Below are 26,757 nucleotides of genomic sequence, written 5' to 3'. Positions count from 1 at the left end.
ACCCGCGCCCCCGGGTGTGGCCCCCCCCCCGCCCGGCGGGCCGGTGGGGGGTGGCCCCCCCCCCGCCTCTCTGTCAGTGGCTGCTGACGTCGCTGTTGTCAGCCGCCCGTTCTCCGTGGTGTGACCGGTGGTCAGCAGCCTCGCCAGGACGAGATGCGGTCGTTGGCGGCATCTCCCACGTTGGGCCGCGAGTCGCCGGGGGCCACGATCGCGAGGAGTTCCCCGCCGTAGTTCGAGTGCTGGTAGAAGCAGATCTGTGACCCGGTGCGGTTCCAGATGGACGTGGTCCGGTCGTTCATCGTGGAGCCCACGTTGGCGAGGTTGACGCCGCCGACCACGAACGCGCCGTCGTAGTTGCTGTTGTCCCATACGCACACGGAGTTGCCGGGACAGTCACGGTAGTCGGCGCTCGCCGGTGTCGCGCCGGTGAGGACCACGGCGGTGGTCAGACAGGCTCCGGCGATCACGCTGGCTACGGTGGACTTCTTCGACTTCATCGGAATTGCCTTTCTCTCGCTGGTCGGTATGCCACCTGTGTGCGGGAGAATCCGCAGCAGAAGTGGCGTGCTTCGCCCTGCTGACGTGTCGTCAGGAAGGCGCTTGGATAGCGTTTCTGCGAGAAAAGATGAGCGTGACGGAAGGCAACCGCCATGCTCTCTCCCCGTTTACATGCTGCGTGCCGCTTCCTGCAATACGGCACGGGTGGTCCAGCATTTTTTTCCTGCACTGCCTGGATGCCGGTGGGGCGTCCGGGCGGCGCCAGACGGACAGTAGTCGGAATCTCGGATCATTGTCCAGCGGTTCATAACGGCGCTGTTTGTGATGGCCAGTTCTCGTCCAAACGCCCCGAAGGTCAGCGCAACCTCGCGGCATGGAATTCAGGTTGAGCGGTCTCGGTGACGCAGGCTGAGATTCGGATATGAGAGGGCAAAGAAATCGCCTTCCCTGCCCGAGGGTTCCGCGCGCCGCGTTGACATACGATCCGGCACGCGAGGTGGACATGCGGGCGCGGAGGTGGAGTCCTGGTGCGGTGACCAGGCCACTTCTGGGGCACATCGGGCTGATGGCGCGGGGCATGACCGTGCCTCAGACAGCTCCCCTTACGGCGTCAGGAATTACCCTCTGCCGCACATTCATCTGACCGGCGCACCCTATAAAGCCCTAAATAATCGCCCCTGTTGGGCGCATCACAAATCGCCCGGCCGGAGTTTTCCGGCTGGGCGATTTATGATGCGGCGTGGGGTGCTGTTTTGGTTCAGAAAAGCGCGCGACGCGCAAAGCGAGATACGCGAGCGGGATACGCAAAGCGGGACGCGCCTTGATTCTTGGTCACCTCGGAAATCAAGGAGGATGCTCGTCCTCGCGGGACGGCATGAGGGCGATCGGGCCTTTGCCGTCAGGCCCGGCCGTTTCCAGGATGTCCATACGCCCTCTTCTCTGTGCGTGCCTAGTGCGGAGATGGTGAACGCCTACTAGGTTCAGCACAACGGACGGGCCATCCGTATCGGTTCAACGCGAGGGGTGAATCCTCTGGCTTCACCGTACATCGCGGTCATTCCAGCCAATGGCCGAGAATGCGCGAGAGGGCAAGAGGGTGAGCGAGTGCTGCCGGCTACTCCTCCTGGTAGCCGCTCGCCTGCAAGGTGAACAGCTGGGCGTACGTCCCCCCGTCCAGAACCAATGACTCGTGCGTGCCCTCCTCGGTGATCCGGCCGTCGGCCAGGACGACGATCCGGTCGGCGTCGCGGACCGCGCCCAGACGGTGGGAGATCAGCAGACTGGTGCGGTGGGCCCGATGGCGACGCAGCCGCAGATGGACGTCGTACTCGGCCTCGGCGTCCAGGCCGGAGCTGGGTTCGTCGAGGATGAGCAGGTCGGGTTCGTCGCGGACGAACGCCCGCGCCAGGGCGAGGCGCTGCCACTGGCCCCCGGAGAGGGAGGTGCCCGTTTCGTCGTCGTGCTGGGCTTCCCGGGCGTACATCCGGCTCAGCATGGTGTCGTAGCCGTGCGGGAGGCGGGACAGCATCTCGTGCACTCCGGCCCTGTTCGCCGCCGCGCGGATCTTGTGTGGCTCCGCGAACGTCTCGACGTCGCCGATGGCGATGTTCTCGGCGGCCGTGAGGTCGTAGGGGACGTAGTCCTGGAACACGGCGCCGAGGCGTCGGCGCAGTTGTGGAGCCGGGACCTGGCGGATGTCGACGCCGTCCCAGAGCACCGCGCCGCACGTCGGGTCGTAGAAGCGGCAGAGGAGTTTGACGAGGGTGCTCTTGCCCGCGCCGTTGTGGCCGACGAGAGCGACGGCCTCGCCGTGCGGGAGGAAGAGGTTGACTCCGCGGAGTATCCAGGGCTGGTTCTCGGCGTAGCGGAACCAGACGTCGCGGAACTCGACTCCCTTGCGCAGAGCGGGCAGGTGGTCCTGTGCGCACAGCGGGTGGGGCGGGTCCGCGAGGTCCGGGCCCGTGCGGACGACCGCGAGGTAGTGGCCCATCATCAGTACTTGCTGGTGGCCGTCGGCGAGGGAGCGGATGAGGCCGGACAGGGCGCCCTGCACGCCGACGACGGCGGCCACGAACAGGGACACCTCGCCGACCGTCAGCTCACCGCGCCGCGCCGCGAGTGCCGCCCAGATCAGACCCGTCCCGGCGACGAGTGCGCTGATCAGGGCGAGCAGGCTCTGGGTGAGGAATTCGCGGCGGTCCGTTCGGTGGGTCTCGGCGTCGGCGGTGCGGCGTTCCGCGAGCATCCGCTCCTTGAGGAAGCCGCTCGCCCCGAACAAGCGGATCTCCTTGGCCGCGTCCAGGCCGGAGAGCAGCATCTGGTAGAAGAATTCGCGCCGTTGGGCGGCGCTGACCCGCCATTCCGTGCGCGCCCGGCGACGGGAGAGCTTCAGCTCGGCGACCAGGGCCGGTAGGGCGCTCGCCGTGACCAGCACGGTCATGGTCGCGTCCACCGCGTACAGCGCGGTCAGGAAGCCGACGGTGGTGAGCGCGGCACCGCCGACCCGCAGGCCGCCGTCCACCAGGCGCCCGATCGACTGCCCGGCCGCTCCGCGCGCCATACGCAGCCGGTCCTGGAAGGCGGGGTTCTCGAACCGTGCCAGCCCGTGGAACGCGTTCACCGCGCTGTACAGCCGGTCCACCGCGCGCAGGCTCGCCGCACGCTGGAACCGCGCGGCGATGAACTGGCTCAGCAGCGGCAGCAGCGCCGCCACCAGCCCCGTGGCGGCCAGTCCCAGGGCCAGGGCGAGCAGTTGCGTTCCGGCGGCACCGGTGAGGTGGTCGAGGACGAGCCTGGTCAGCCAGGCCGTCACCACGGGAACCGCCGCCGTCACCGCCGTGAGGGCGACAAGCGCCGCCAGGTCCCGGGGCGCCGCCCGCCAGGCCAGGGCGGCGGCGCTGCGCACGGCGTCGGCGGCGGTCCTGGCGGTGAGCCTGTCCTGCGCCTCCCCCTTGCCGCTCACCCGGCCCGCCCGCCTCTCCCGGCCCGCCCGGCTCCCTCGGCTCACCCGGCTCGCCCTCCCCCTCATGCGCCCGCGCCCGCCCGGTCGTGCTCGCGGGCCGGTCGGCGCGGCAGGATGCGCCCCGTGTCCGCGACCCGGCCGTCCGCCCCCAGCTCGGCGTAGGCGGGCAGGCCCTGGAGGGCGAACGCCGTGGTGAGGTCGCCCCCCATGTCGGCGACCGCCACGCGAGCCACCGGGGCGAGGCGTTCCACGTACGGTGCGGGGTCGCCCGGTTCGTCGCCGTCCCGGACGACGACGGCGAGCACCTGGTCCCGGCCGTACTCGCGGGCCCGCTCCACCACATGCGGCAGGGTCTCCTCGCAGGCGGGGCAGTCCGGTGACACGAAGACGACCATGAGCCCGTCGGACAGGCTCTCGTGGGTGACGGGCCGCCCGTCGACGTCCAGGGCGGAGAAGGCACCGACCGGTGCACCGGCGGCGAGTCCCGAGACCCGGTCCCATTGATCGCCCGCCGGTGCGGCGGGACGCTCCCGGATTCGGCGGACGAGCCCCAGCGTCAAGGCCAGGTTGAACACGCCCAGGAGCGCGAGCAGAAGCACGGCGGCAGTCAGATACGGCATGGCGGAGGACCCTTCATTCAGGAGGTGTTCGGGTCATTCGGGACGTGTTGGGGCTATTCAGGACGTGTTCGGGTCATTCAGAGAGGCGTTGGGGCGGCGAGCCGGATCGCGGTGCGCCAGGCGGCGGACGACGACACCGACGATCTGGTGCTCGCCGAAGTAGCCGCAGTGCCGCGAGTCCAGGCTCTCGGCGGGGTTGTCGCCGAGCAGGACCACCCGGCCGGGCGGCACCGGGGCGCCGGGTCTCTCCGGTACGTCGAGGACGACGTGCCCCGGCACCGGGTCACCCGGTACGGCCACCGCGCGCTTGATCAGCCAGGCCGGCAGCGTCATGGCGTCCCAGCGTCCGCCGGTCGGAGGGCGTGACACCACCAGGTCGCCCGCGCGGACCCGGGCCAGCGCGGAACGGCGGACCAGCACCCGGTCCCCGGCGGCGAGGGTGGGAAGCATACTGACGCCGTCGACGGTGACGACGACGTACCGCCTGCGGGTCAGGGCCAGTGCCAGGCCGCCGCCGGCCGTCAGGGTGACCAGCGCGGCGGCCACCAGGGGGAGTTTCATCCGCGGGCCCTTTCCGTGCTCTGGGCCGTCGGTCGGCCGACGAGGTACGCCAGTTCGTCCAGCGCGACGGTGACGAGGGCGAGGAACGCGCCCGCTCCGGCCGTGAGCAGGAGCGCGGCGGGGCGTGACGTGGCGGCGGTGGTGCCGCCCGCTGTCATGAGCTGGGCCACCAGACCGGCCGAGGCCGCGCACAGGAGACCCGCGTTGCGCAGCACATGCCGTAGGGCGACGGGCTGCCCGCCGCCGCCGAAGCAGTGGCAGCCTCCCGTCTCGTCCCTGCGCAGCGCCCCGGCCAGTACGGCGGTGAACGCCGCCAGCAGCGCGGCGGCCAGGGCGAAACCGGCGGCCACGGTGGAGGGCACCGCGAGGGTGCCGACCACCGCCGCCTCGGCGCCGACGACGAGCACCGCGACGGGTCCGGTCCGGCCACGCAGGGCGGGAACCAGCCGCGCCGTCGCGGTCCTGAAGCCGGTGAAGGCGGTGGCGCCGCGCACCTTGCCGACGACGGAGCAGAGGAAGACCAGGCCGAGGAAGATCCGGCCGGTGTCGATCAGATGGTTCACCGGACTGAGTCCTTCGGTTGACCGGAGCGGGGTGGGGCGAAGGGGGGTACGGGTCGGGCGGCCCTGCGGGGCAGCCGGACCCGTACCCGTGGCGTCAGGAGGTCAGCAGCCGCACCACTTCATGCGGTCCCGGTCGTTGCACGGGTCGTACGCCCAGTACGCCTTCCGCTGGGGGCACGAGGAGTAGGGGATGCACTCGTACTGCCAGCAGGCCACGGCCGAGGCCGCCGCCCTGGGTGCCACCTTCTCCAGCAGACGGTCCGAGACCGCCTGAATCACGACACGCATGATCTGTCCTCCTTCGAGGGGTGGGTGAGATCGGGGGAAAGGCCCCCTGAGAGCCCCGGGGCAGTTGGCCTCCGTGGACTGTTTCGAGAGTGCGCGGTGGTACTTGTCCGGCACAAGTACCTTCGCCCGTCCCGGACACACCGCCGCTGTCCGGCCTGGTCACAAGCCTGTCCGTGGTGTGTCCGGAGGCGTCCGGCGGCGTCCGCGCCGCGCCGCGCGGGGAGCGGTTGACCTCGACGGCCGGTGTCCGCTTCACTGACGCCGCGCGCCGGGGTCCCGCACGGCCAGGGGACGGACACCGGTCCGGGCGCCCCCCGCCAGGGCAGCCCTCGCCCGATCGGCGCTTCCCACCTCGCGAGCCACCCAGGAGTTGCCCCATGCCGATGCCACCGCCCCACGACACACCCCTCACTGGCGACCATGCGTGCGCGCGCCCAGGCGCCTCCGAGGCCCAGGCCCGGGAGGTCTGGGCGGTGATCACCACGATGTACGCGGCCTACTCCCGCCAGGACCGGCCCGCGATCGACGCGTGTCTGGCTCCGGACGCGACGGTCTGGGACTCCGGGTCCGCCCCGCTGCTGTGCGGCAAGGCCGATCTGGACCGGGCCCGCGAGGAGCGCCCGGCGGCGGGCGAGGGCCCGCAGGAGACGGGGCTCGACGCCTACGACCCGGTGATCGATGTCTTCGGCGAGCTGGCGCTGCTGCGCTACTGGCTGCGCGTCGACTTCGCCCCGGCGGCCTCCGGGGCGCCGCTGCGGCCCGAGCTGGTGCGCAACACGGCGGTGCTGCGGCGGTGCGCGGACCAGGTCTGGCGGATCGTCCATCTGCACGAGGACGTCCAGCAGACCGGCGGCATCCTGGTGGAATAGCCGTGCGAGTGTGCGTGGCGCACGGCCCGGACCGACACGCCGTGCGCCACGCACAGGCTTGCGCGGCAGCCGTCCGGTTAGCTTCCCTGCGTTCCCCCAGACAGCCGGGAGGCGGCATGACATACCGGGTGGCCATGGACATCGGTGGCACGTTCACCGATGTCGTCGCGTACGACGAGACGCGCGGCACATATGTCGCGGCGAAGGCCCCGACGACACCGGGCGATCTGGCGGAGGGCGTCTTCGCCTCGCTGGAGCGGGCCGTGTCCGATCCCGCCGCGATCTCCTTCTTCGTGCACGGCACCACACAGGGCCTGAACGCGCTGCTGGAACGCAAGGGCGCCAAGGTGCTGCTGGTCATGTCCGAGGGGATGCGGGACGTCTACCACATCGCCCGGGGCAACCGGGACCGGATGTTCGACCTGCACTACCGCAAGCCCGTCCCGCTGGTGGACCGGCACTCCACCACGGAGGTCGGCGGCCGGCTCGACTGGCGGGGCGCCGAGCTGCGTCCCCTGGACGAGACCGCGGTACGGGCCCTCGCCCGGCGGGCGCGTGCCGAGGGGTACACGGCGGTGGCCGTGTCGTTCCTGTTCAGCTATGTCGAGCCCCGGCACGAGCTGCGCGCGGGGGACATCCTGCGCGAGGAGCTGGGCGACGATGTCATGGTGGTGCTCTCGCATGCCGTCGCGGGCGAGTGGCGCGAGTACGAGCGGACGTCGTCGGCGGTGCTGGACGCGTACACCGGGCCGGTCGTGCGCCGGTATCTCGGCCATGTCGAGGAGCGGTTCGCCGAGCGCCGGCTGGGCGTCCCGGTACAGGTGATGCAGTCGTCGGGCGGAGTCGTCAACGCCTCGTTCGCCCGCTCGCACCCGCTCCAGACCCTGCTGTCCGGGCCGGTCGGCGGCACCATGGGCGGGGTCGCGGCGGCCCGGCTGCTGGGCCGCGAGAACGCCATCTGCGTCGACATGGGCGGCACCTCCTTCGATGTCTCCCTGGTCCTCGACGGGCGCCCGGACATCTCCAACGAGGGCACCGCCGACGGCTTCCCCGTGCTGACCCCGCTGGTCAATCTGCACACGATCGGCGCGGGCGGCGGCTCCCTCGCCTACGCCGAGGCGGGCGGTCTGCGGGTGGGACCCGAGTCGGCGGGCGCCGTCCCCGGCCCGGCCTGCTACGGGCGGGGCGGCACCCGCCCCACCGTGACCGACGCCAACGCCGTCCTCGGCCGGGTCGACCCGGAGTGGTTCGCGGGCGGCCAGATGACCCTGGACGTGGCGGCGGCCCGCGCCGCGGTCGGCGGCCTCGCCGACGAGCTGGGTCTTACCCCGCTCGCCCTCGCCGACGGCATCTGCGGTGTCGCCAACGCGAAGATGGCGCAGGCCATCCGCACCTTGACCGTCGAACACGGCCGTGAACCAAGGGAGTTCACCCTCCTCGCGTTCGGTGGCGCGGGTCCGATGCACGCCGCGGAGATCGCCCGCGAGCTGGGCGTCGAGGAGGTCGTGGTGCCGCTGTTCCCCGGCGCGTTCTCCGCGTGGGGCATGCTCGGCACCGCCGTGCGCCGCGATCTGACCCGGCAGTTCTTCACCCCGGGCGACACGCTCGACACCGCCGCCCAGGCCGCCGCGCTCACCGAACTGGAGGCGCAGGCCCTGGCCGCCCTCACCGAGCAGGGCGTCCCCGCCGAGCGGCACCGCGTCGAACACGCCGTGGACATGCGCTACCAAGGCCAGGACTACACCCTGACCGTGCCGCTGACCGGCGCCGACGAACCGCTCACGGACGGCTTCCTCACCACGGTCGCCGCCCGCTTCGCCGCCCAGCACGAGCGGCGCTACGGACACGCCACGCCGGGGGCGCCGGTCGAGTTCGTGACCCTGCGCACCACCGCGCTCGGCGCGCCCCCCGCCCAGGAGCGGCGCCCGTACACCCCCGAGGCGGGCGAGAACCCGTGGGCCGGGCGCACCAAGCCCGGCACCTTCGGCGGCGAGACCTACGACACCCCGGTCCTGCGGCGCGAGCACCTGCCGGTGGGCGGGCAGTTCACCGGTCCGGCCGTCGTCGTCGAGGCCACCTCCACCACCGTCGTCCCGCCGGACGCGCTCGTCACCGTCGACGTGAACGGCTTCCTCGTCATCAAGCTCGGAGGCGCCGCATGAGCTCCCGTCCGCAGGTCGCCATCGACCCCATCACCACCGAGATCATCCGCTGCGCGCTGCTCCAGGCCGCGGAGGACATGAACACCACGCTGATCCGCTCCGCGTACACGCCGACGATCTACGAGGCCAAGGACTGCGCCGTCGCGCTGCTCGACCGGGACCACCATGTGCTGGGCCAGTCCTCGGGCCTGCCGATCTTCCTGGGCAACCTGGAGGAGTGCACCCGGGCCACCGAGCGCATGTACGGCCGTGACGTGTGGCGCGAGGGCGATGTGTGGGTGCTCAACGACTCGTACATCGGCGGCACCCATCTCAACGATGTCACGGTCTACGCGCCGATCCACGTCGGTGGCGACCTCGTCGGCTTCGCCGCCTCCCGGGCGCACTGGATCGACATGGGTTCCAAGGACCCGGGCGGCTCCATGGACTCCACGACGATCTACCAGGAGGGCCTGCGCATGGGCCCACTGAAGATCTACGAGGGGGGCGAGCCCTGTGTCCTGGCCCAGGATCTGATCGCCCGCCAGGTGCGGTTTCCGCAGCCCACGCTCGGTGACATGCGTGCCCAGGTGGCCTGTGCGCTGACCGGTGCCCGGCGGCTCGCCGAGATCGTCGAGCGCTGGGGCCCCGACACGCTCGCCGCGGCCCGCGACGCCATCTTCGAGCAGACCCGGCGGCTGGAGCGCGCCCAGATCACGGCCGTCCCCGACGGGGTGTACGAGGCCACGGGCCGCCTCGACAACGACGGCATCGACCTCGCCACGCCGCTGCACGTCACCGTGCGTGTCACCATCGACGGCGACCGGATGACCGTCGACGTCACCGACTGCGCCGACCAGGCCACCGGTCCCGTCAACTGCGGCGCCGCCCAGACCGTCGCCGCCTGCCGTGTCGGCTACAAGCTGCTGATCAGCGGGGAAGTGCCGCTCAACGGCGGCTCGTTCGACCCCCTTGAGGTGGTGACCCGGCCCGGCTCGATGCTGGCCGCGGTCGAACCGGCCGCCTGCCAGTACTACTACTCCCACCTCGGCCTCGTCATCGACCTGGTCGTCAAGGCCCTCGCGCCCGCGATGCCCGAGCGGGCGGCGGCGGCCTCGTACGGCGACTCCATGATCGTGCAGTTCACCGGCCTCGACCCGCGCACCGGCGCCCTGTTCGTGTCGCAGGAGGCGACGGTCGGCGGCTGGGGCGCCTGGGACACGGGCGACGGCGAGAGCTGTCTGATCAACAACGTCAACGGGTCACTGCGGGACATGCCGGTGGAGGTCCTGGAGACGCTCTTCCCGGTACGGGTCGAGCGGTACGCGGTACGTCCCGACTCCGCGGGGCCGGGCCGGACGCGCGGCGGCAACGGTGTCGTGCGCGAGTACCGCTTCACCGCCGATCAGAACCTGTCCCTGTGGTGGGAGCGGTCGGTCACCCCGGCCTGGGGCCTGTTCGGCGGCGAGGCGGGCGCGGCACCCCGGGTCACCCTCAACCCCGGCGGCCCGCAGGCCCGTTCCCTGCTCAAGGCGAACGCGCTCCCGGTCCGCGACGGGGACGTGCTGCGCTGCGAGAGCGGCGGTGGCGGCGGCTACGGCCCGGTCGCCGAGCGAGCCGAGACCGCCGTGGCGGAGGACGTACGGCAGGGAGTGCTCAGCGCGGAGCACGTGCGGGAGCGGTACGGGCGCTGAGCGTGCGGGTCGTCCGGCGTCGTCGGGGTCGAGCGCGGGAGGGGTACGCCCGCTGGACCCCACGTCACCTGGCGTGGTCGGCGCCGAGCGCGGGAGCGGTACGCCCGCCGGACTCCACGTCACCCGGCGGGGTCGGAGCCGAGCGCGGGAGCGGTACGCCCGCCGGACTCCACGTCACCCGGCGTCATCGACGCCGAGCGCGGGAGCAGCCGGTCCCGCCCGCTGGATACGCGCCAACTTGCACTTCAGCCTCGCCACCCGCCGCTGCACCGGCCCGGTCACCGAACGCGCCGCAGTCAGCCCCCACGAGGTTCCTTCCCGCCCGGTCCGCGTGGGCCGGAGCCGTATCGGACTACGGGCGGACACTTCACGCCAGCCGGGACCTGCCCCACCGGGCAACCGCATACCCGCGACCGCCCCGGGGTAGCACTCTCCTCCGCCTCGGGCGGGTGACTCCCGTCCCCCCTTCCCGCCCGCGAGCGGAACCGACGGAACCGGACAGGACCCCGGACCCCGCCCCCTCGATCCCCCGGGTCCCCGCAGTGATCTGGAGGCATGATCACCTGTGAGCCCTACCTACACGCTGGCACAGGCGCCGGGCGCGCTGCCCGTGATCGGCCACGCCGCCGCGTTCGCCCGCCGACCGGTGGACTTCATACGGGAACTGCCCGGCCACGGCGACCTGGTACAGGTCCGGCTGGGCCCGCTGACGGCCCATGTGGTCTGCCATCCCGATCTGCTCCACCGGGTCCTGTCCGAGGACCGGGTCTTCGACAAGGGCGGGCCGGTCTTCGAGACCTTCCGCAAGACCGCGGGCAACGGTCTGCTCGGCTGTCCCGCCCATGACCACCGCCGACAGCGCAGACTGCTCCAGCCCGCCTTCCACCGCTCGCGCCTGCCCGGCTACTCGGCCGCCATGGCCCAGGAGATAGCGGCACTCGCCGAGCCCTGGCGGCACGGCGAGACCCTCGACGTCCTCGCTCTGATGTACCGGCTCACCACCGCGGTGACCACACGGTGTCTGTTCGCCTCCGCGACGGACGCGGCCGACCTGCTCTCGCTGCGCCGAAGCGCCGATGTGGTCACCCAGGGCATCGCCCGGCGGACCGCGCTGCCCATCGCCGCCCTCCACCGGCTTCCCACCCCGGCCAACCGCCGCTACCTGCGGACGCAGCGGTATCTGCGAGAGTTCACCGCCACCCTGATCGACAGCTACCGGACGCGCGGCGTCGACCAGGGCGATCTGCTGTCGATGCTGCTGGCCGAGGACGACAGCGGGCCGGGGCTGACCGACGCCGAGATCCACGACCAGATCATCACCTTCCTCCTCGCGGGCATCGACACCACAGCGATCCTGCTCTCCTGGGTCTGGTATCTGCTCGGCACCCACCCCGACATCCGCGACCGGCTGCACATGGAGGTCGACACCGTGCTGGCCGGCCGCCCGGCCCGGCACGACGATCTCCCCGCGCTCGAACTCACCGGCCGGATCGTCCAGGAGACGCTGCGGCTCTACCCTTCCGCCTGGCTCCTCACCCGGACCGTCACGACCGACACCCACCTCGGCGGACATCCCCTGCCCGCCCGCAGCACCATCGTGTTCAGTGCCTACCAGATCCACCGCCGCGCCGACCTCTACCCCCATCCCGACCGCTTCGACCCCGACCGATGGCTGGATGCCCCCAAACCGCCCCCCGGCACCCACCTGCCCTTCAGCAGCGGTCCCCGCAAATGCATCGCCGAGACGTTCGCCCTCAACGAAGCCACCCTCGCCCTCGCCACTCTCGCCTCCCGCTGGCAACTCGACCCCCTCCCCGGACCACCCGTCCGCCCGGCCCGCCACATCACCCTCAAACCCAAGGGACTCGCCATGCGCCTGCGTGGCCGGGGCGGTACCGGCACGGACAGTGCGGTGTGACGACGACGGGAGACGACAGCGCGGGCGCCCCGGGCCGTTCGGCGCCTGATAGCTGACCGTGACTTCGTCGAAGGACCCGGACTACAGAACCTAGCCACTCTTGCCTTCTCCGCATGGGGCCGCCGCGCTGGCAGATGAGACGCCGCGGCCCGGCTGAGCACCGCGCAGGTCACATGAAGCTGTGCCCGAGCGGGACGGTGACGTCCTCGAGCGCCGGGATGGTGTGCGCGGGAGCGGCGGGCCGCGCCTGGTTGGAGCAGGCCGCTGAAGCCGCCGTCGACTCTGATCGCGCGCACCGAGGGGTGAGCGGCGGCGACCGGCCCAACCCCGTGCCTGCCCGCTCGCAGTCCTCACCGGCACTGCTCGCAGCAGTCCGAGGTTGTCGATGGCTATGCCCCCGCGACCGACGTCACCGACGTCCCCCTGTCCGCGTCGCCGTATGCCTCAAGGATCACCCGGAGTCGACGCAAGAGTCAATAGTTTGACGCAAGGGTTGACCGAAAGGTTCGCGCGGGTCCATCGTGGGATCACGCCGACCTGGTGAGCCGTACCGGGCGGAGCCGCCGTACCCCGGGGCCGGTCAGGGCCCATCGCCGCGGCATGCCCTGCGCCGCCAGGACGGGCCGCCCGGCACCGGCGCGGTGGGGCGACAGAGCGCGCGGGCCGTGCGGCGCGCCATCAAGGAGGAAGCGTGACGTATCGACTCTTCGGCCCGGAGCTGTGCCGGGAAGCGGACGCGCGGATCACCGCCGAGGCCGACGTACTGGTGATCGGGACGGGCGCCGGTGGATTCGCCGCCGCCGTGACCGCCGCCCAGCTCGGCGCGACGGTCATCCAACTGGAGAAGGCCCCCGCGATAGGCGGCACCACGAAGAAGGCCGCGGCGGCGTACTGGGTTCCCGACAACCACTTCATCCGGGCCGCCGGCCGTCGCGACCCCAAGGACGCCGCGCTGCGTCACATGGCCCGGCTCACCGCCCCCGCCTCCTACGACCCCGCCCATCCCCGGCTCGGACTCACCGAGTGGGAGTACACGATGACGGAGGCGTTCTACGACCACGCGGGCGACGCGGTGGAGACCCTCACCGCGTGGGGCGCGCTGGAGCCCGTCCCGTGGGACATCCAGCCCGACTACTACGCGCAGATGCCGGAGAACGAGTCGCCGTACGGCCGGATCATCTACCCGCACCGGTGCGGCGGAGCCCCCGGCGAGATCGGGGACGGGACCGACATGATCGCCGTCTTCGCCGAGGCGGCGCACCGGCGCGGCGTCGATCTGCGCACCGGTCACCGCGTGGTCCGGGCCGTCGTGGACGAACACGACGAGGTAGTGGGTGTCGTCGCCGAGACCGCCGAGGGCGAGGTCGCCTTCCGGGCCCGCAAGGCGGTGGTGTTCGCCAGCGGCGGCTTCACCCACGATGTCGGCCTGCGCACCAGCTCCCTGCCCGGCCCGGTCTTCGGCGGCTGCGCGGCGAAGTCCAACACCGGCGACTTCCTCCCCATCGCCCAGGCGCTCGGCGCCGACCTCGCCAACATGAACGGCGCCTGGCTGGCCCCCATGGTGCTGGACCGGGCGGTCGCCGACCGGCCGGACGCCGTCTGCTCCTTCAGCATCCCCGGCGACAGCATGATCTTCGTCAACCGGTTCGGGCGGCGGGTGGTCAACGAGAAGGCCCCCTACCAGGATCTCGTCCCCACCTTCTGGAGCTGGGAGTCACAGCGCGCCGAGTACCCCAATCTGCTGCTGGTGATGGTCTGGGACGAGTCCGCCAAGCACCACCACTCCGGCGAGAAGTACGGCAACCCGATGGTCCCGGACGGCGGCGACCAGTCCCACATCGTGCGCGGCGACACCCTGGACGAGTTGGCGGACGCCGTCCGTGCCCGGCTCACGCGGTACGCGGGACACACCGGCGGCTGGACCCTGGACGACCACTTCACCGACACCCTGCGCGCCACCGTCGACCGCTACAACTCCTTCGCCCGCACCGGCCGCGACGAGGACTTCCATCGTGGGGAGACCCCCATCGAGCGCTACTTCAACATGGGCGGTCGACCCGGCAACGACCGCAACGAGACCATGTGGCCGATCGCCGCCCAGGGCCCGTACTACGCCATCCTCCTCGCCCCGGCCACCCTCGACACCAAGGGCGGCCCCCGCACCGACCCGCACGGCCGGGTACTCACCCGCGCGGGAGACCCCGTCCCCGGGCTGTACGCGGTGGGCAACTGTGCCGCCGCGATGTCCCGTGGCAGCTACTGGGCGGGCGGCGCCACCCTCGGCCCCATCATCACCGCGGGCCATCTCGCCGGACGGCACGCCGCGGCCCTGCCGTCCCGCCCCGCCACGGGGACGCACACCGGCACCCCACCCCGCGGCGACTCCCTGCCGGTCGCCAACTGACCGGCCGCCCGCCCAAGGCCCCGTACCCGCACCCTCGCCCCTGCCCTCCTTCACCTCCGACACCACGACAGAGGGAACCTCGATGACCAGCACCACGAACACGCCTGACCGCACGGTCGAGGCCCTGCTCGCCCGGCTCGACGCGCTGGAGAGCCGGGCGGCCGTCGAGCGGCTCGTCCATCTCTACGCGCAGGCGTTCGACCGCCATGACGCCGACGCGCTGCGGGGCATCTGGCACGAGGGCGCGCGGCTGGACCTCGGCGCCCCCTTCGGCACCTTCACCGGGGTCGACGCCATCATCGAGGCCGCGCACGGCATGTGGGCCCAGACGCCGCACATGCACCACTGGATGTCCAACGCCCTGATCGACGTCGACCTCGACGGCGACACGGCCACCGCCGAGACCGCGCTGGACGCCTTCACCATCGACAACACCACCGGCCCCACCCAGATCGGCGGCCTGTACCGGGACAGGTTCGAGCGCCGCGACGGCCGCTGGGGCATCGTCGAGCGCTCCTTCGACCTGCACTATCTGACCCCCATCGAGAACTGGCGGCCCAAGGCGGGCAGCGAGACCCGCTGACCGACCTGGCGGCGCACCCCAGCAGGTGCGATCCAGCACGTGCAACCCACCAGGTACATCCCACAGTGAACCCACCGACATCCGGCATCCGGCATCCCGCCGATGCCGGCCATGACCCCAGAGGTACTCATGTCTGACACACTCTTCGCCCCCGGCGCCGACTGGCAGGGAAAGATCTACAGCGATGGCTGGCGGGACGGGGGCCTGGGCACCGTCGAGGTCCTGGAGAAGGCCACCGGCAAAACCCTCGGGCAGGCCGGTCTCGCCTCCGAGGCGGATGTGGCGTCGGCCGCCGCCGCCGCGCACCGGGCGCAGGCCGCCTGGGCCCAGGTACCCGCCCCGCAGCGCGGGGACGTGCTGCGCGCCTTCTCGCAGTTGCTGATCACCCACGCCGAGGAGATCACCGAGCAGCTCATCCGGGAGACCGGCTCGGTCCGCTTCAAGGGCGACTGGGAGACCCATATGACCGCCCGTGAGGTGCTGGAGGCCGCCGCCCTCGGCAGTGGTCCGCAGGGCATCCAGGTGGCGAGCGCCGAGCCCGGCAGACAGAGCGTCGCCCGTCGGATACCGATCGGGGTGGTCGGGGTGATCACTCCCTGGAACTCACCGCTGCTGCTGGCCGCCCGCGCGGTGGCGCCCGCCCTGGTGATGGGCAACGCGGTGCTGCTCAAGCCCGATGTCCAGACGCCGATCGCGGGCGGGGTGCTGTTCGCCCGGCTACTGGCGGACGCCGGTCTGCCGGACGGGCTGCTGCATGTGCTGCCCGGCGCGGTGGACACCGGACGGGCCCTGGTCAAGGACCCCGGCGTGGACATGGTCAGCTTCACCGGCTCGACCCGCGCGGGACGCGAGATCGGCTCGGTCGCGGGCGGACTGCTCAAGCGGGTCTCCCTGGAACTCGGCGGCAACAACCCCTATGTCGTCCTGGACGACGCCGATGTGGAGGCCGCCTCCAGCGCCGGCGCCTGGGGCTCCTTCTTCCACCAGGGCCAGATCTGCCTGACCGCGGGCCGCCATATCGTGCACGAGTCCGTCGCGGACGCCTATACGGCGGCCCTGGTCCGCCGGGCCAGGGCGCTCAAGGTCGGCGACCCCATGGCGGACGGCGTCTTCGTCGGGCCGGTCGTCAACGAGTCGCAGGCCGCGCGTGCCGAGCGGATCGTGCGCGAGTCCCTGGACCAGGGGGCCGTACTGGCCGCAGGCGGCTCCCGGGACGGCCTCTTCTTCGAGCCGACCGTGCTGACCGGGGTGCGCCCCGGCACGCCCGCCTTCGACGAGGAGATCTTCGGACCGGTCGCGGCCATCACCACCTTCGCCACCGACGAGGAGGCCATCGAGCTGGCCAACCTCTCGGAGTACGGCCTCGCCGCCGCCGTCGTCTCCCGCGACCAGGCCCACGCCCAGCGGATCGCCGACCGGCTGCACTCCGGTGTCGTCCACATCAACGACCAGACGGTGCTGCACGAGGTGTACGGGCCGATCGGCGGTGTCGGCGCGTCCGGCAACGGCTTCAACCACAGCACGCTCACCAACGCCGACCAGTTCTCCGAGTGGCAGTGGCTGACCAGCCGCGCCGAGATTCCCACGTACCCGTTCTGACCGGACGGGAGGCCGGGGCGGACGCCCGGGATGGACTCCCGGGGCGGACGCCCAGGGAGGCGGCCGGGGGCGGACGCCGGGGGCGCCACGGGTCCCGGCCTCTCCCCCACTCCCCCCCACGCTCCACCAAAAGATCAGCTCACGAAGAAAGGCCAGGGACTCCCATGAACGCCGACCGCCGTGTCGCCGTCGTCACCGGCGCCGCCCAGGGATTCGGCCGCGCCATCTGCGCCGGGCTCGCCGCCCGGGGCGTGGATGTCGTCGCCGTCGATCTGAACGCCTCCCCGGAGACCGTCAAGGAGGTCCGCGCGGCCGGTGTGCGGGCGGCCGAACTCATCGCGGACGTCTCCGACCCGGACACGGTTCCGCGCCTGCGGGCCCTGCTCGACGAGGAGTTCGGGCGCTGCGACATCCTGGTCAACAACGCGGGTGTCTACCCCAACGCTCCCTTCCGGGAGGTGGATCTGGAGCTGTGGCACCGCGTCCTGCGGATCAATCTCGACTCGCAGTTCCTGATGGTCAAGGCGGTGCTGCCGCTGATGACCGAGCGCCGCTGGGGGCGGATCGTGAACATCACCTCCAACTCCGTCGGACTCCCCGCCTCCGGGCTCAGCCACTACATGGCCAGCAAGATGGGCTCGATCGGCTTCACCCGCGGGCTCGCCACCGATGTCGGGGGCGACGGGATCACCGTGAACGCGGTCGGCCCCACCGCCTCGCTCACCCCGGGCGGCCGGGCCGGCATCGACCCCGAGGTGGTGCGGACACTGGCCGATGGCCAGGCCATCAAGCGGCCCGGGGAGGCCGAGGACATCGTCGGTACAGTCCTCTTCCTCGCCTCCGAGGACAGTGCCTGGGTGACCGGGCAGACCATCATGGCCGACGGCGGGCTCGTCCGCCTCTGAGGCGGGCGTCCCCTACGATCTGCCCATGACCAGAGGAAAGACATCCGAGAGCGGGCGCCGCAGCACCACGCGGCGCTCGCTCGTCACGCGTGACGTCCTGGAGAAGGCGACGATGCTGTTCGCCGAGAAGGGGTACGAGACCACGACGCTCCAGGATGTCGCCACCGCCGTCGGGGTGTCCCGCACGGCCCTCTACCACTATGTCTCCAGCAAGGAGGAACTGCTGGAGATGCTGGTGGAGCAGATCGGGCTGGCGCTCGCCGACTCCCTCGGCGAGATCCGGTCCCGTACCGATCTGTCCCACCAGGGCAAGCTGCGCGCGCTCACCGATCTGCTGGTCCGGCAGCGGGCCGCCGCGCCGCATCAGTTCCGGGTGCTCGACCAGTCCGAGTCGATGCTCCCGGAGCCGTTGCGTATCCGGCACCGGCAGGCCCGGCGCGATGTGCTGGCGCAGTTGTCCGGGGTGATCGAGGACGGCATCGAGGCCGGTGAGTTCAAGCCGGTCGACGCCCGGGTGGCGGCCTTCACCGTGCTCGGGATGTGCAATTGGGTGGCCTGGTGGTACCACCCCGGTTCCGACTACGACGTGGACGCCGTGGCCAGGCAACTCACCCAGTCCGCGATCGACATGCTGGTCAGCGCCGACAGCCCGTCCGCTCCGGCGGACTCCGCCCGCTCGGCCCTGATGATGGCGCGCTCGGGTCTGGACGCGCTGGAACGGCTGCTGCCGAGGGAGAGCTGAACCTCCGCACGCAGGGCGCGACACCACGACGAGGGCGCCCCTTCCCGGCGGGAAGGGGCGCCCTCGTCGTGGTGTCAGGCCGTCTCCGCCGTCAGTTTGGCCTCGATGTCCTGCCGCAGGTCCTTCTTGGAGACCTTGCCGACATTCGACAGGGGCAGCGATTCGACGCTCTCCACCCGCTCGGGCAGTTTGTACTTGGCCAGCCCCTCGCCCAGCAGGAACGCCCCGAGCGTGGCCACGGTCAGCGGCCGGCGGCCCGGCTCCATCACCAGATAGGCACAGGCCCGCTCACCCAGCACCGGATCGGGCATGGCGACCAGCGCCACATTGGCTACGTCCGGATGCCGCATGACCAGGTCCTCGACCTCATCGGCGTGGATCTTCTCCACTCCCCGGTTGATGACGTCCTTGATCCGCCCGTCGATGGAGTACGCGACGACGCCGTCCCGCCGGTGACGCCGGGCCAGGTCCCCGGTGCGGTAGAAACCGTCCGGGGTGAACGCCGAGGCGTTGTGGCGCTCGGCCCGGTAGTAACCCCGGATCGTGTACGGCCCTCTGACGCACAGTTCGCCGATCTCCCCGTCCGGCACCTCCTCGTCGCCGCCCGGCCGCAGGATCCGGATCTCGTCCAGCGGGGACAGCGGGGCGCCGACGGTGTGATGGCGGAGCCACTCGGTGGCGCCGGGCGGGGTGAGCAGGAACATGCCCTCGGCCATCCCGAACTTCTGCCGCACGGCGATGCCCAGCTCGTCCCGCAGCCGCTCGGCGACCTCCAGGGCGAGCTTCTGGCCGCCCACGACGAAGTCCGTCAGACAGGACAGGTCGGTGCGGTGGCTGCGGGGTTCCTCCAGGAGCCGGATCGCCAGCGCGGGCGGCACCAGCGGCAGTACCTGCGGCCGGGTCCGCTCGATCAGGTCGAGCAGGGTGCCGGTGTCCGCGGAGGGCGCGAGCACCAGGGTCGCCCCGCTGAGCAGGGCGGGCTGAAGGGCCAGCGAGACCCCCGCGTTGTGCATGATCGGCAGCGGGTACAGCACGACCGTGCCCTCGCCCCAGCCCAGGGTGCGGGCCCACAGGGCGCCGTTGTAGGCGTACTCCTCGTGCTGGCGGGGGGCGATCTTGGGGAGGCCGGTGGTGCCGCCGGAGAGCTGGAAGACGGCCACTCCCTCGGGGGGCAGCGCGTGGTAGGGCAGCGCGGCGGGATCGGCGGTGGCTCCGGCGCTCAGGAGATCGTCGTAGCCGACGGCGGTCCCGAAGACCTCGCCGCGCACGACGACGGCCTCCTCGACGGCCCCGTCGGCGAGCAGGGTGCGGGCCTGGTCGGGGAGCTGTCCGCGCCCGAAGTCGGCCTGGAGCACCAGCCCCCGGGCGCCGATGTGGCGGGCCAGTACGGCGATCTCCCGCGTGCCGTGCTGGGGAAGGGTGCACACGGGCCGTATCCCCGCCAGCAGACAGCCCAGATACGCGACCACCGTCTCGGCGACATTGCCCATCTGGAACATCACCGCGTCCCCGGGGCGCAGTCGGGTGCGGGCGAGCAGCCCGGCGGCGAAACGGGCGGCGGTGGCCGACAGTTCGGCATAGGTCCAGTGGACCTCGGGGGTGATCAGGGCGGTGCGCTCACCATGGGCGCGGGCCGCCGCCATCAGCTCGACGGGCAGCGACCGCCCCTGCCAGAGTCCCTCGGCGCGGTAGCGGGCCACTGTGTCCGCCGGGTACGGGATCAGGCCGGGGTCGTCGCCGACCGGGCCCGGGGTCGGTGCTTGGGCCGGGTGGGCTGAGCCGACTGTGCCGCCTGGGCTGGCCGTGTGGGTCGCCTTGGGCGCCCGGTCCGCCGGTCCCGCCGGGGCCGTGGTTCCCTTCCGGGCTCGCGCCGCCGCGCTTGTCCCAGGCTCCGGACCGGGCTCCGGACCGGGGTCCGGGGGCGAGCCCGGCGGTGGCCCTGCCGGGTCCGTGTCCCCGGCCTCGGCCCCGGGCACGGTCTCGGCGGTGCCGCCTCCTCGGGGGGAACTCATCGTCGACTTCTCCCTGTGTTCATCCTGCTGGACATGTCTGTGGCGCTCGTTCTTCTCGTCGTCGGGCCCGTCACGGAGCAGGCCGCCGGGCGGGTCGTCGGGCTCACCGTCGGCCCGTCGCTGCGGCGTTGAGGGCCTGGCGACGGGCCGCTGACGGGCCCTCGGCTGCGGGCAGGCCGGGCTACCAGGTGGTGTCGCCGCGCAGGACGACGTCCGCGCCGCCGTCGAGGAAGATGGTCTGCCCGGTCATATGACCATTCTTCTCGCTGCTGAGCCAGGCCAGCAGCTCCGCCGCGTCCTCGGGCTCGTAGGGGCCGCCGAGCGGCATGGGGCTGCCCGCCTGGATACGGCGCTCGGTCTCCGGGTCCTCGAAGAGCCGCTTGAGCAGCTCGGTGCGGACGAGTCCGGGGGCCACGGCGTTGAGCGGGATGCCCGCGCCCGCCCGCTCCGGGGCGACGGCCTGGCGGCGTATCCAGCGGGACAGCGCCCGCTTGGTGGTCGCGTAGACCTGAGGCGCCTCGGCGGCCCTGGCCAGGGCGTCCTCCTCCTTGCCGTCCAGCAGCAGGTCCAGCAGCTCCTGGTCGAAGGGGTGGACCGAGGTGATGGAGGAGACCGCCACGACGCGGGGCGCGGGCGATCCCTTCAGCAGGGGGCGCAGCCCGTCCATGGTGGCGAGGGCCCCGTAGTAGTTGATCGCGGCGGTCGGCGGGCCCGCGATGTCCACCCCGGCGACGGCGAGGATCGCGTCGATCCGCCCGCCGCTGTGCTCGGTGACGCCCTCGATCAGGGCGCGGCGCCCGTCCTGGGTGCCGAGGTCGGCGATCACCTCGGCGTCGCGCAGATCGGCGCCGATCACCCGGTGCCCCTGGGCCTCCAGATGGGCCCTGGTGGCGAGGCCGATACCGGAGGCGGAGCCGGTGACGACATAGGTCCGCGGCGCACCGGTGGCGGCGCTGCCCTCGTTGCTGCTCTCACTGTTCGTCATATATGTAAAAGTATCGACGTGACTGTCGACAGTCAAGGGATCAGACGGTTGACATGTTTACTTGCGTGTCGAAAACTAGTCACATACGTCAACTACGAGGAGCGGACCATGACGCCGACGTCGACCCCTCACCGGATCGGGCTGGTCGTCCCCAGTTCGAACATCACGGTCGAGACCGAGATGCCACGCATCCTGGGCCGTCACCCCAGCGCCGAGTTCTCGTTCCACGCCAGCCGGATGCGGATGCACACGGTGTCCCCGGAACAGCTCAGGGCGATGAACGCGCAGCGCGAGCGCTGTGTCCTGGAGCTGGGCGACGCCGGTGTCGATGCCCTGCTGTACGCGTGCCTGGTCGCCGTGATGGTCGGCGGCCCCGGCGAGCACGAGCGGGTGGAGGGTGCTATCAGGGAGCAGCTCTCGACCGGCGGCGCCAGTGCCGCGGTCCTCTCCAGCGCCGGTGCCCTCAGCGAGGGACTGCGCGCCGTGAACGCCCGCCGTATCGCGCTGGTCACCCCCTACCGCCGTCCGCTGGCCGAGCAGGTCGTGGCCTATCTGCGCGCCGAGGGCTTCGACGTCGCCGACTGGCGGGCCCTGGAGGTCGACGACAACGCCGAGGTGGGACGCATCCCCGGCGAGCAAATCATGGCGGCGGCCCGCGACCTGGACCTCACCGGGGTGGACGCGCTCGTCCTGTCGGCCTGTGTGCAGATGCCGTCCCTCGACCTGATCCAGAGCGCCGAGGACGAGTTCGGGATCCCGGTGCTCAGCGCGGCCACCGCGGGCGCCTACGCCCTGCTGCGCCGATTCCGGCTGACCGTCGACATCCCCGGCGCGGGAAGCCTGCTGCGCGCCGACGCCGCTGTCGCCGGACACACCGGCCCGCCGCCGGGCCCGTAACCGAGGCGCCCCCCATGCGCGCCCACAGCCTCCCCCTCCCCCCATCCCAGGAGAACGACTCATGAATCTGCCCGTCCACCGGGTGCGTGGCGTCGACCATTCCGCGTTCCCGACCTTCGACCCCGTCGGCACCGTGCGCTTCTACCGGGACGTGCTCCAGTTCCCGGTGGTGCACTCCATCTGCGCGGCGGGCTGGGGGCCGGAGCGGCACCCCGACTTCATCCACTTCTTCTTCGACATCGGCTCCGGCGACCGGATCGCGTTCTTCTACTACTTCGGCTTCGAACCGCCGCAGAGCGACCTCCCCGTGGGCGATGTCTACGCCCGCTTCGCCGACGACGTCCCCGAGTTCTTCGTCAACTCCCGGCATCTGGCCATCCATGTGGACAGCGAGCGGGATCTGCTGGAGTACCGGCGCCGCCTCGACGCCTCCGAATGGCCCGTCGAGATGCAGGTGATGCACGAGACGATCGAGTCCATCTACACCCACGATCCCAACGGCTACATGCTGGAGATCACCCGGGCCCTGCGCCCGGTGACCCCCCAGGAGGACCTGGACGCCGCGCTCACCGTCGACGCCCTGGTGGAGGTGGCCTCGGGCCCCGAGCCGTCCATGGACAAGCTCCTCACCCGCAAGGCGGAGCTGATCCTGGAGCGCGCCCAGGGCTGGCAGGACGCCGGTACGGCCACCGGTCCGGACTCCGCTGCCGACCAGGCCCCGGCACAGGCGGGGAGGGCCGGCGCATGAGCACCTTCTTCGTCCTCGACGTCCCGGAGAACACCACCGTGCCCGAGGTAGCCGCCCGGGACCCGCGGGTGCGGATCGAGCGGGTCGGCCCCTACTTCCGGATCACTTCGCCCGGCGCGATCGTGGTCGACCGTCGGGCCACCGGATGCCGCCACGCCGTCTGGTACAGCGCGGTCGCCGGGCTGCTCGACTCCCGGATCACCCAGCACGACAAGAACGCCCTGCGCGTGGAGTCCCGATGACGCCCCGAAGCCCGCGACAGCCACCCGCGCGGCTGGGCGCCGGTAGGTACATCGCCGCACGGGACATCCCCGACCACACCATCTCCACCCTCCATGAGCTGACCACCTCGGACGGCGCCAAGGTCTCCGGGGTGCTGCGGGTCGTACCGGGCGCCCGGACCGTCGTCGTCCTGATGCACCCCCGGCAGGACTTCACCCACCATGTGATGGTCCCCGAACTGCTCGCCCGGGGCGCCGCCGTCTGGACCCAGGGCGCCCGCTCCGTCAACAACGACCTGAACCTGCTGCACGAGCAGGCGGTGCTCGACCTGGGCGCCGGGATCGGGTTCCTGCGCGACGCCGGATTCGACCACGTGGTCACCCTCGGACACTCCGGCGGCGGCACCCTGACCGCGCTCTACCACCAGCAGGCCGGACTGCCCCCCGCCGAGCGCATCGCGCGCACCCCCGGCGGCCGACCCGTCGACCTAGCGAGTGCCCGGCTGCCCCGGCCCGACGCGGCCGTGTTCCTGGCGCCGCACCCCGGACAGGGGGCCCTGCTGACCCGGCTGATCGACCCCTCGGTCACCGACGAGTCCGATCCGCTCTCCATCGACCCCGACCTCGACCCCTACGCCGCGGCCAACGGCTTCGCCGAACCGCCCGCCCCCTCGTCCTACGACCCCGGGTTCATCACCCGCTACCGTGCCGCCCAGCGGGAGCGGGTGGCCCGTATCGACGCCCGTGCCAGGGAACTCGCGGCGGAGTCGGACGCGGCCCGCCGCAGCCACCGACGCACGGGCTCCGCGGCCGACCGCAGGCGGTCCCTGGCCCCCCGCCTCATCACCGTGTACCGCACCGACGCCGACCTGCGCGGCGTCGACCCGTCACTCGATCCCAACGAGCGGCCCTACGGCTCGCTCTTCGGCTCCCGTCCCGACCTCATCAACTACGGGCTGGTCGGCTTCGGCCGGCTCTCCACGCCGGGGGCCTGGCTGTCCACCTGGTCCGGCCTGTCCAGCAACGCCGACCTGCTGCGCTGCGCCCCCGGAGTCACCGCCCCGGCCCTGCTCGTCGAACTCACCGGCGACCAGGCGTCGTTCCCGGCCGACGCCCAGGCGATGGCGGACACCCTCGGCGCGGTGGACCGTACCCACGCGCGGGTACGGGGCCTGCACTTCGGCGGCCCCATAGCCGAGGGCGAACCCACCGGCAGCAGCCTCGCCGGGGAGGTCATCGGGGGGTGGCTGGGAGAGCGGTTTCCTCTGGCGGGGTGAGCGGGGGCGTGGGACGCCGGTTCCGGGCGCGGGCGTGACCGCGGACGCCGCCCGGTACGTCCATGCCGACGAGCAGCACCCAGGGCGAGCGGGGGCGGCGTACCACGGCAACTCCGGACGGAGGGCGCCAGGTAAGACAGACCCAGCGGCGGCGCCCGCCCGGAGCAGGCGACGGCGGGGTCGGGGGCAGGGCGGGCAGGAGTGCCGGTTCCTCGCCCAGGAGCTGTTCGGCCAGCCCCGTCAGCCAGGACGGCCGTCGCCCAGCAGCCCATGGCGGACTGGCGATAGCCCATGTGCGGTCGCCTGGTACACGCTGGACCCCGTCCGAAGTCGTGATCAAGGGGGAAACTCGGCTTGCGACCGGCGTTTCGACTGGCTGCTCAAGACCCCGTGAACCTTTCCGCCCCGAAGGCCGACTGTGTATGCGACGGACGGTGCAGGGCAAGGAGGTGTGGTGGGCAACGATGGGTTGCTGGTCGTGCGCTGCCAGCTTGGGGAGCGGGAGGCGTTCCGCGAGCTGGTGGCCCTGTGGCACCCCCCACTGTGGCGTTATGTCCGGGGCATGGTCGGCTCTTCGTACCTCGCGGACGATCTCGTTCAGGAGGCGTGGATCGCGGTGGTGCGCGGTCTGCCACGGTTGCGACAGCCGGAGAGGTTCGCCCCCTGGCTGTTCACCATTGCCCGGCGCACGGTCACCGACCACCTGCGGCAGACATACAGGGCCCCGGACACAGCCATGGCGGAAGCCACGGCCGTCGTCGCCGACGACGGGCTCAGCGGCGTGCTCACCACGATGCAGATCGAGACAGGTCTCGCTGCTCTGCCGCCCTTGGAGCGCGAGGTGCTGATTCTCTTCCACCTGGAGGACATGCCACTGGCTTCCTGCGCGGAGGTGCTCGGCGTACCGTCCGGCACGGTCAAGAGCAGGCTGCACCGCGCCCGGCGCATGCTGCGCAACCACCTCACCGAGAAGGGATACGAGGCATGAGCGAGCAGCACCGCGCGGCGCAGCGGGCTGTGCCCGAGCGACTGGAGCGCGCGCTGGCCGCGGAGGTGTCGCTGCGGTCCAGGCTGCGCCACGTGGCTGCGGGTCTGGCCGGGGGATGCGGCGCGGCCGTGATCGCGATGCTGTGGGCCACTGAGCCGAATGCTCTGCCGACGCGCACCCGGGCCGTCTTCGCCGGACTGATCGCCGTCGGCCTGGTCTGGGCCGTCTTCGCCGGATGGGTGCTCAGCAGGCGTCGGCCACTATTCGCCCGGGACCGGGTGCTGTCCGCCGGGATCGCCGTGGCGGCGACCGTGGTGACCGCCCTGGCCGGGGTGACGCTGGCTGCGGTCCGCGGCAGCACCACCGACGTGGTGGCCACCGCCGCGGGCGGAGTCGCCGTCACCGCCGCCGCGATGCTCACCCTGGTACGGGCGCGGCGCCGCCGACGCGAACTACTGCGACTGCGGGACGCCTTGCGACAAGACACCCCCTGAGCAGCCGAATTCGCCCAAGCCAAGACCACCCGGACCGTCAAGGAGACGGACATGGACAACGGGACTCCTCCGATCGGCCTGCTGGCACTCGCGCTCCGCCTCCGCGCTGCAAGCAAGCGCACCGTCCTGGTCGTCGCGGCCCTGGCCTGTACCGCCTTGCTGATCGGTGTCGGCCTGCTCCTGACCTGAGCTTGCGACCCGAGCCGGGCTTCCACCGCACCATGGCCTCTGTCTCCTCAAGGCCGAGACCGCCAGGGCATTCACGCCGATGCCGGTGACGACGACGCGTGGGCGTTCGGGTTCGGACGACCACCGACGGGCCACGCGGGAGCGTCTGAGCTGGAGCTGCACCCCCAGTCGTGTGGCTCAGCGGAGTTGCGGCAACCGAAGCCGGGTCTGGCGCTCCCAGAGCCGGGACGGCAACGGGCTTCCCCTGTGTCTGCGAGACACAGGCCGGGGGCACTTGATCCGCTGACAGCGCGTGGACCGGCCACCCGGTAGATCCGAACAGCTGTGAGCGACTGGACTGACCTTCGCCGTTGACGCCGTGTGATCGATGGCCGACCCGCCTGTTGCGTCATCAGCCCGGTGACACATCGGGCAGGAAGGCGAGTGCGGGTGGCGGCGCGGCCGTGCCGCCTCGGGTGGCACGGGCGGCGAGGCTTTGAGCGGACTCGCAGTTCGCCCCCGTTCGGCAGGGCGTTGCTTGCTTCCTATGGGTGAGGTGCGCCGATGGTTATGCCATCGGTTACAAGGCGCACCACGCCTTCCAGTCATCAAAGATCTGC

24 protein-coding genes are annotated in these 26,757 nt (G+C 71.8%); 16 read left to right on the top strand and 8 right to left on the bottom strand.

Translation table 11 applies throughout. The features are described 5' to 3' along the window. Positions 1-131: 131 nt before the first annotated feature. The 6 genes from AB0D49_RS29960 to AB0D49_RS29935 all read right to left on the bottom strand — a co-directional run bounded on the left by AB0D49_RS29960 (position 132) and on the right by AB0D49_RS29935 (position 5,492). A complete protein-coding gene (locus AB0D49_RS29960) occupies positions 132-497 on the bottom strand; it encodes a peptidase inhibitor family I36 protein (RefSeq protein WP_362763135.1) in 366 nt (121 codons plus the stop codon). 1,115 nt (positions 498-1,612) lie between these two features. Continuing rightward, positions 1,613-3,505, bottom strand: coding sequence for an ABC transporter ATP-binding protein (locus AB0D49_RS29955; protein WP_362763132.1), 1,893 nt, complete (start codon positions 3,503-3,505; stop codon positions 1,613-1,615). Between the two features lie 17 nt (positions 3,506-3,522). Further along, complete coding sequence (locus AB0D49_RS29950; RefSeq protein WP_362763130.1) at positions 3,523-4,080, bottom strand: TlpA disulfide reductase family protein; 558 nt, start codon at positions 4,078-4,080, stop codon at positions 3,523-3,525. Positions 4,081-4,137: 57 nt separating this feature from the next. Continuing rightward, positions 4,138-4,641 carry a S26 family signal peptidase gene (locus AB0D49_RS29945; protein WP_362763127.1) on the bottom strand — a complete coding sequence of 168 codons (504 nt, stop codon included), beginning with the start codon at positions 4,639-4,641 and terminating at the stop codon, positions 4,138-4,140. Then, positions 4,638-5,204, bottom strand: coding sequence for a MauE/DoxX family redox-associated membrane protein (locus AB0D49_RS29940; protein WP_362763124.1), 567 nt, complete (start codon positions 5,202-5,204; stop codon positions 4,638-4,640). The genes AB0D49_RS29945 and AB0D49_RS29940 overlap by 4 nt, the downstream gene beginning before the upstream one ends. Before the next feature lie 102 nt (positions 5,205-5,306). Continuing rightward, entirely contained in the window at positions 5,307-5,492 is a 186-nt protein-coding gene (locus AB0D49_RS29935) for a hypothetical protein (protein WP_362763121.1), read from the bottom strand. Between the two features lie 377 nt (positions 5,493-5,869). On the opposite strand from AB0D49_RS29935, the gene AB0D49_RS29930 reads away from it, so the two are divergent. The 9 genes from AB0D49_RS29930 to AB0D49_RS29890 all read left to right on the top strand — a co-directional run bounded on the left by AB0D49_RS29930 (position 5,870) and on the right by AB0D49_RS29890 (position 18,347). Continuing rightward, positions 5,870-6,361, top strand: a complete 492-nt coding sequence (locus tag AB0D49_RS29930; protein WP_362763119.1) for a DUF4440 domain-containing protein — start codon at positions 5,870-5,872, stop codon at positions 6,359-6,361. A gap of 116 nt (positions 6,362-6,477) precedes the next feature. Next, positions 6,478-8,523 (top strand): hydantoinase/oxoprolinase family protein, encoded by a 2,046-nt coding sequence (locus AB0D49_RS29925; protein ID WP_362763117.1) that lies wholly within the window; start codon positions 6,478-6,480, stop codon positions 8,521-8,523. Next, a complete protein-coding gene (locus tag AB0D49_RS29920; protein WP_362763115.1) occupies positions 8,520-10,196 on the top strand; it encodes a hydantoinase B/oxoprolinase family protein in 1,677 nt (558 codons plus the stop codon). The genes AB0D49_RS29925 and AB0D49_RS29920 overlap by 4 nt, the downstream gene beginning before the upstream one ends. Positions 10,197-10,761: 565 nt before the next feature. Further along, a complete protein-coding gene (locus AB0D49_RS29915) occupies positions 10,762-12,114 on the top strand; it encodes a cytochrome P450 (protein WP_362763112.1) in 1,353 nt (450 codons plus the stop codon). A gap of 691 nt (positions 12,115-12,805) precedes the next feature. Then, a complete protein-coding gene (locus AB0D49_RS29910) occupies positions 12,806-14,518 on the top strand; it encodes an FAD-dependent oxidoreductase (protein WP_362763109.1) in 1,713 nt (570 codons plus the stop codon). Positions 14,519-14,600: 82 nt separating this feature from the next. After that, positions 14,601-15,101, top strand: a complete 501-nt coding sequence (locus AB0D49_RS29905; RefSeq protein WP_362763107.1) for a nuclear transport factor 2 family protein — start codon at positions 14,601-14,603, stop codon at positions 15,099-15,101. A gap of 129 nt (positions 15,102-15,230) precedes the next feature. After that, a complete protein-coding gene (locus AB0D49_RS29900) occupies positions 15,231-16,700 on the top strand; it encodes a benzaldehyde dehydrogenase (RefSeq protein ID WP_362763104.1) in 1,470 nt (489 codons plus the stop codon). 164 nt (positions 16,701-16,864) lie between these two features. Further along, on the top strand, positions 16,865-17,605 hold the full coding sequence (locus tag AB0D49_RS29895; RefSeq protein WP_362763102.1) for an SDR family oxidoreductase: 741 nt from the start codon (positions 16,865-16,867) through the stop codon (positions 17,603-17,605). Positions 17,606-17,630: 25 nt separating this feature from the next. After that, positions 17,631-18,347, top strand: coding sequence for a TetR/AcrR family transcriptional regulator (locus AB0D49_RS29890; RefSeq protein WP_362763099.1), 717 nt, complete (start codon positions 17,631-17,633; stop codon positions 18,345-18,347). Positions 18,348-18,421: 74 nt separating this feature from the next. On the opposite strand, the gene AB0D49_RS29885 is transcribed toward AB0D49_RS29890, so the two are convergent. Beyond that, positions 18,422-20,047, bottom strand: coding sequence for an AMP-binding protein (locus AB0D49_RS29885; RefSeq protein WP_362763096.1), 1,626 nt, complete (start codon positions 20,045-20,047; stop codon positions 18,422-18,424). 493 nt (positions 20,048-20,540) lie between these two features. Further along, the gene (locus AB0D49_RS29880) at positions 20,541-21,344 is read right to left on the bottom strand and encodes an SDR family oxidoreductase (RefSeq protein ID WP_362763093.1); all 804 of its coding nucleotides are present in this window, start codon (positions 21,342-21,344) and stop codon (positions 20,541-20,543) included. Between the two features lie 108 nt (positions 21,345-21,452). On the opposite strand from AB0D49_RS29880, the gene AB0D49_RS29875 reads away from it, so the two are divergent. The 7 genes from AB0D49_RS29875 to AB0D49_RS29845 all read left to right on the top strand — a co-directional run bounded on the left by AB0D49_RS29875 (position 21,453) and on the right by AB0D49_RS29845 (position 26,158). Then, positions 21,453-22,241, top strand: a complete 789-nt coding sequence (locus AB0D49_RS29875; protein ID WP_362763090.1) for an Asp/Glu racemase — start codon at positions 21,453-21,455, stop codon at positions 22,239-22,241. A gap of 61 nt (positions 22,242-22,302) precedes the next feature. Next, positions 22,303-22,989, top strand: coding sequence for a VOC family protein (locus AB0D49_RS29870; RefSeq protein ID WP_362763087.1), 687 nt, complete (start codon positions 22,303-22,305; stop codon positions 22,987-22,989). Then, positions 22,986-23,231, top strand: coding sequence for a hypothetical protein (locus AB0D49_RS29865; RefSeq protein WP_362763084.1), 246 nt, complete (start codon positions 22,986-22,988; stop codon positions 23,229-23,231). The genes AB0D49_RS29870 and AB0D49_RS29865 overlap by 4 nt, the downstream gene beginning before the upstream one ends. Then, a complete protein-coding gene (locus AB0D49_RS29860; protein ID WP_362763081.1) occupies positions 23,228-24,487 on the top strand; it encodes a hypothetical protein in 1,260 nt (419 codons plus the stop codon). Before AB0D49_RS29865 ends, AB0D49_RS29860 begins: the two co-directional genes overlap by 4 nt. A 454-nt stretch (positions 24,488-24,941) precedes the next feature. Continuing rightward, entirely contained in the window at positions 24,942-25,475 is a 534-nt protein-coding gene (locus AB0D49_RS29855; protein WP_362763078.1) for a sigma-70 family RNA polymerase sigma factor, read from the top strand. Continuing rightward, entirely contained in the window at positions 25,472-25,969 is a 498-nt protein-coding gene (locus AB0D49_RS29850) for a transmembrane transport protein (RefSeq protein ID WP_362763075.1), read from the top strand. Before AB0D49_RS29855 ends, AB0D49_RS29850 begins: the two co-directional genes overlap by 4 nt. A gap of 51 nt (positions 25,970-26,020) precedes the next feature. Beyond that, positions 26,021-26,158: a hypothetical protein gene (locus tag AB0D49_RS29845; protein ID WP_362763072.1), complete on the top strand. Its 138-nt coding sequence runs from the start codon at positions 26,021-26,023 to the stop codon at positions 26,156-26,158. Positions 26,159-26,757: the final 599 nt, after the last annotated feature.

Source organism: Streptomyces sp. NPDC048290 (assembly GCF_040652095.1).
GTDB lineage: Bacteria > Actinomycetota > Actinomycetes > Streptomycetales > Streptomycetaceae > Streptomyces.
The sequence above is the reverse complement of the archived record's forward strand: the minus strand, read 5'-3'. Positions and strand labels throughout refer to the sequence as shown.

Coding starts and splice junctions, on each gene's coding strand:
- AB0D49_RS29905 (WP_362763107.1), top strand. CDS start 14,601: ATGACCAGCACCACGAACACGCCTGACCGCACGGTCGAGGCCCTGCTC.
- AB0D49_RS29960 (WP_362763135.1), bottom strand. CDS start 497: ATGAAGTCGAAGAAGTCCACCGTAGCCAGCGTGATCGCCGGAGCCTGT.
- AB0D49_RS29945 (WP_362763127.1), bottom strand. CDS start 4,641: ATGAAACTCCCCCTGGTGGCCGCCGCGCTGGTCACCCTGACGGCCGGC.
- AB0D49_RS29850 (WP_362763075.1), top strand. CDS start 25,472: ATGAGCGAGCAGCACCGCGCGGCGCAGCGGGCTGTGCCCGAGCGACTG.
- AB0D49_RS29865 (WP_362763084.1), top strand. CDS start 22,986: ATGAGCACCTTCTTCGTCCTCGACGTCCCGGAGAACACCACCGTGCCC.
- AB0D49_RS29880 (WP_362763093.1), bottom strand. CDS start 21,344: ATGACGAACAGTGAGAGCAGCAACGAGGGCAGCGCCGCCACCGGTGCG.
- AB0D49_RS29860 (WP_362763081.1), top strand. CDS start 23,228: ATGACGCCCCGAAGCCCGCGACAGCCACCCGCGCGGCTGGGCGCCGGT.
- AB0D49_RS29895 (WP_362763102.1), top strand. CDS start 16,865: ATGAACGCCGACCGCCGTGTCGCCGTCGTCACCGGCGCCGCCCAGGGA.
- AB0D49_RS29935 (WP_362763121.1), bottom strand. CDS start 5,492: ATGCGTGTCGTGATTCAGGCGGTCTCGGACCGTCTGCTGGAGAAGGTG.
- AB0D49_RS29930 (WP_362763119.1), top strand. CDS start 5,870: ATGCCGATGCCACCGCCCCACGACACACCCCTCACTGGCGACCATGCG.
- AB0D49_RS29925 (WP_362763117.1), top strand. CDS start 6,478: ATGACATACCGGGTGGCCATGGACATCGGTGGCACGTTCACCGATGTC.
- AB0D49_RS29920 (WP_362763115.1), top strand. CDS start 8,520: ATGAGCTCCCGTCCGCAGGTCGCCATCGACCCCATCACCACCGAGATC.
- AB0D49_RS29870 (WP_362763087.1), top strand. CDS start 22,303: ATGAATCTGCCCGTCCACCGGGTGCGTGGCGTCGACCATTCCGCGTTC.
- AB0D49_RS29890 (WP_362763099.1), top strand. CDS start 17,631: ATGACCAGAGGAAAGACATCCGAGAGCGGGCGCCGCAGCACCACGCGG.
- AB0D49_RS29845 (WP_362763072.1), top strand. CDS start 26,021: ATGGACAACGGGACTCCTCCGATCGGCCTGCTGGCACTCGCGCTCCGC.
- AB0D49_RS29875 (WP_362763090.1), top strand. CDS start 21,453: ATGACGCCGACGTCGACCCCTCACCGGATCGGGCTGGTCGTCCCCAGT.
- AB0D49_RS29950 (WP_362763130.1), bottom strand. CDS start 4,080: ATGCCGTATCTGACTGCCGCCGTGCTTCTGCTCGCGCTCCTGGGCGTG.
- AB0D49_RS29900 (WP_362763104.1), top strand. CDS start 15,231: ATGTCTGACACACTCTTCGCCCCCGGCGCCGACTGGCAGGGAAAGATC.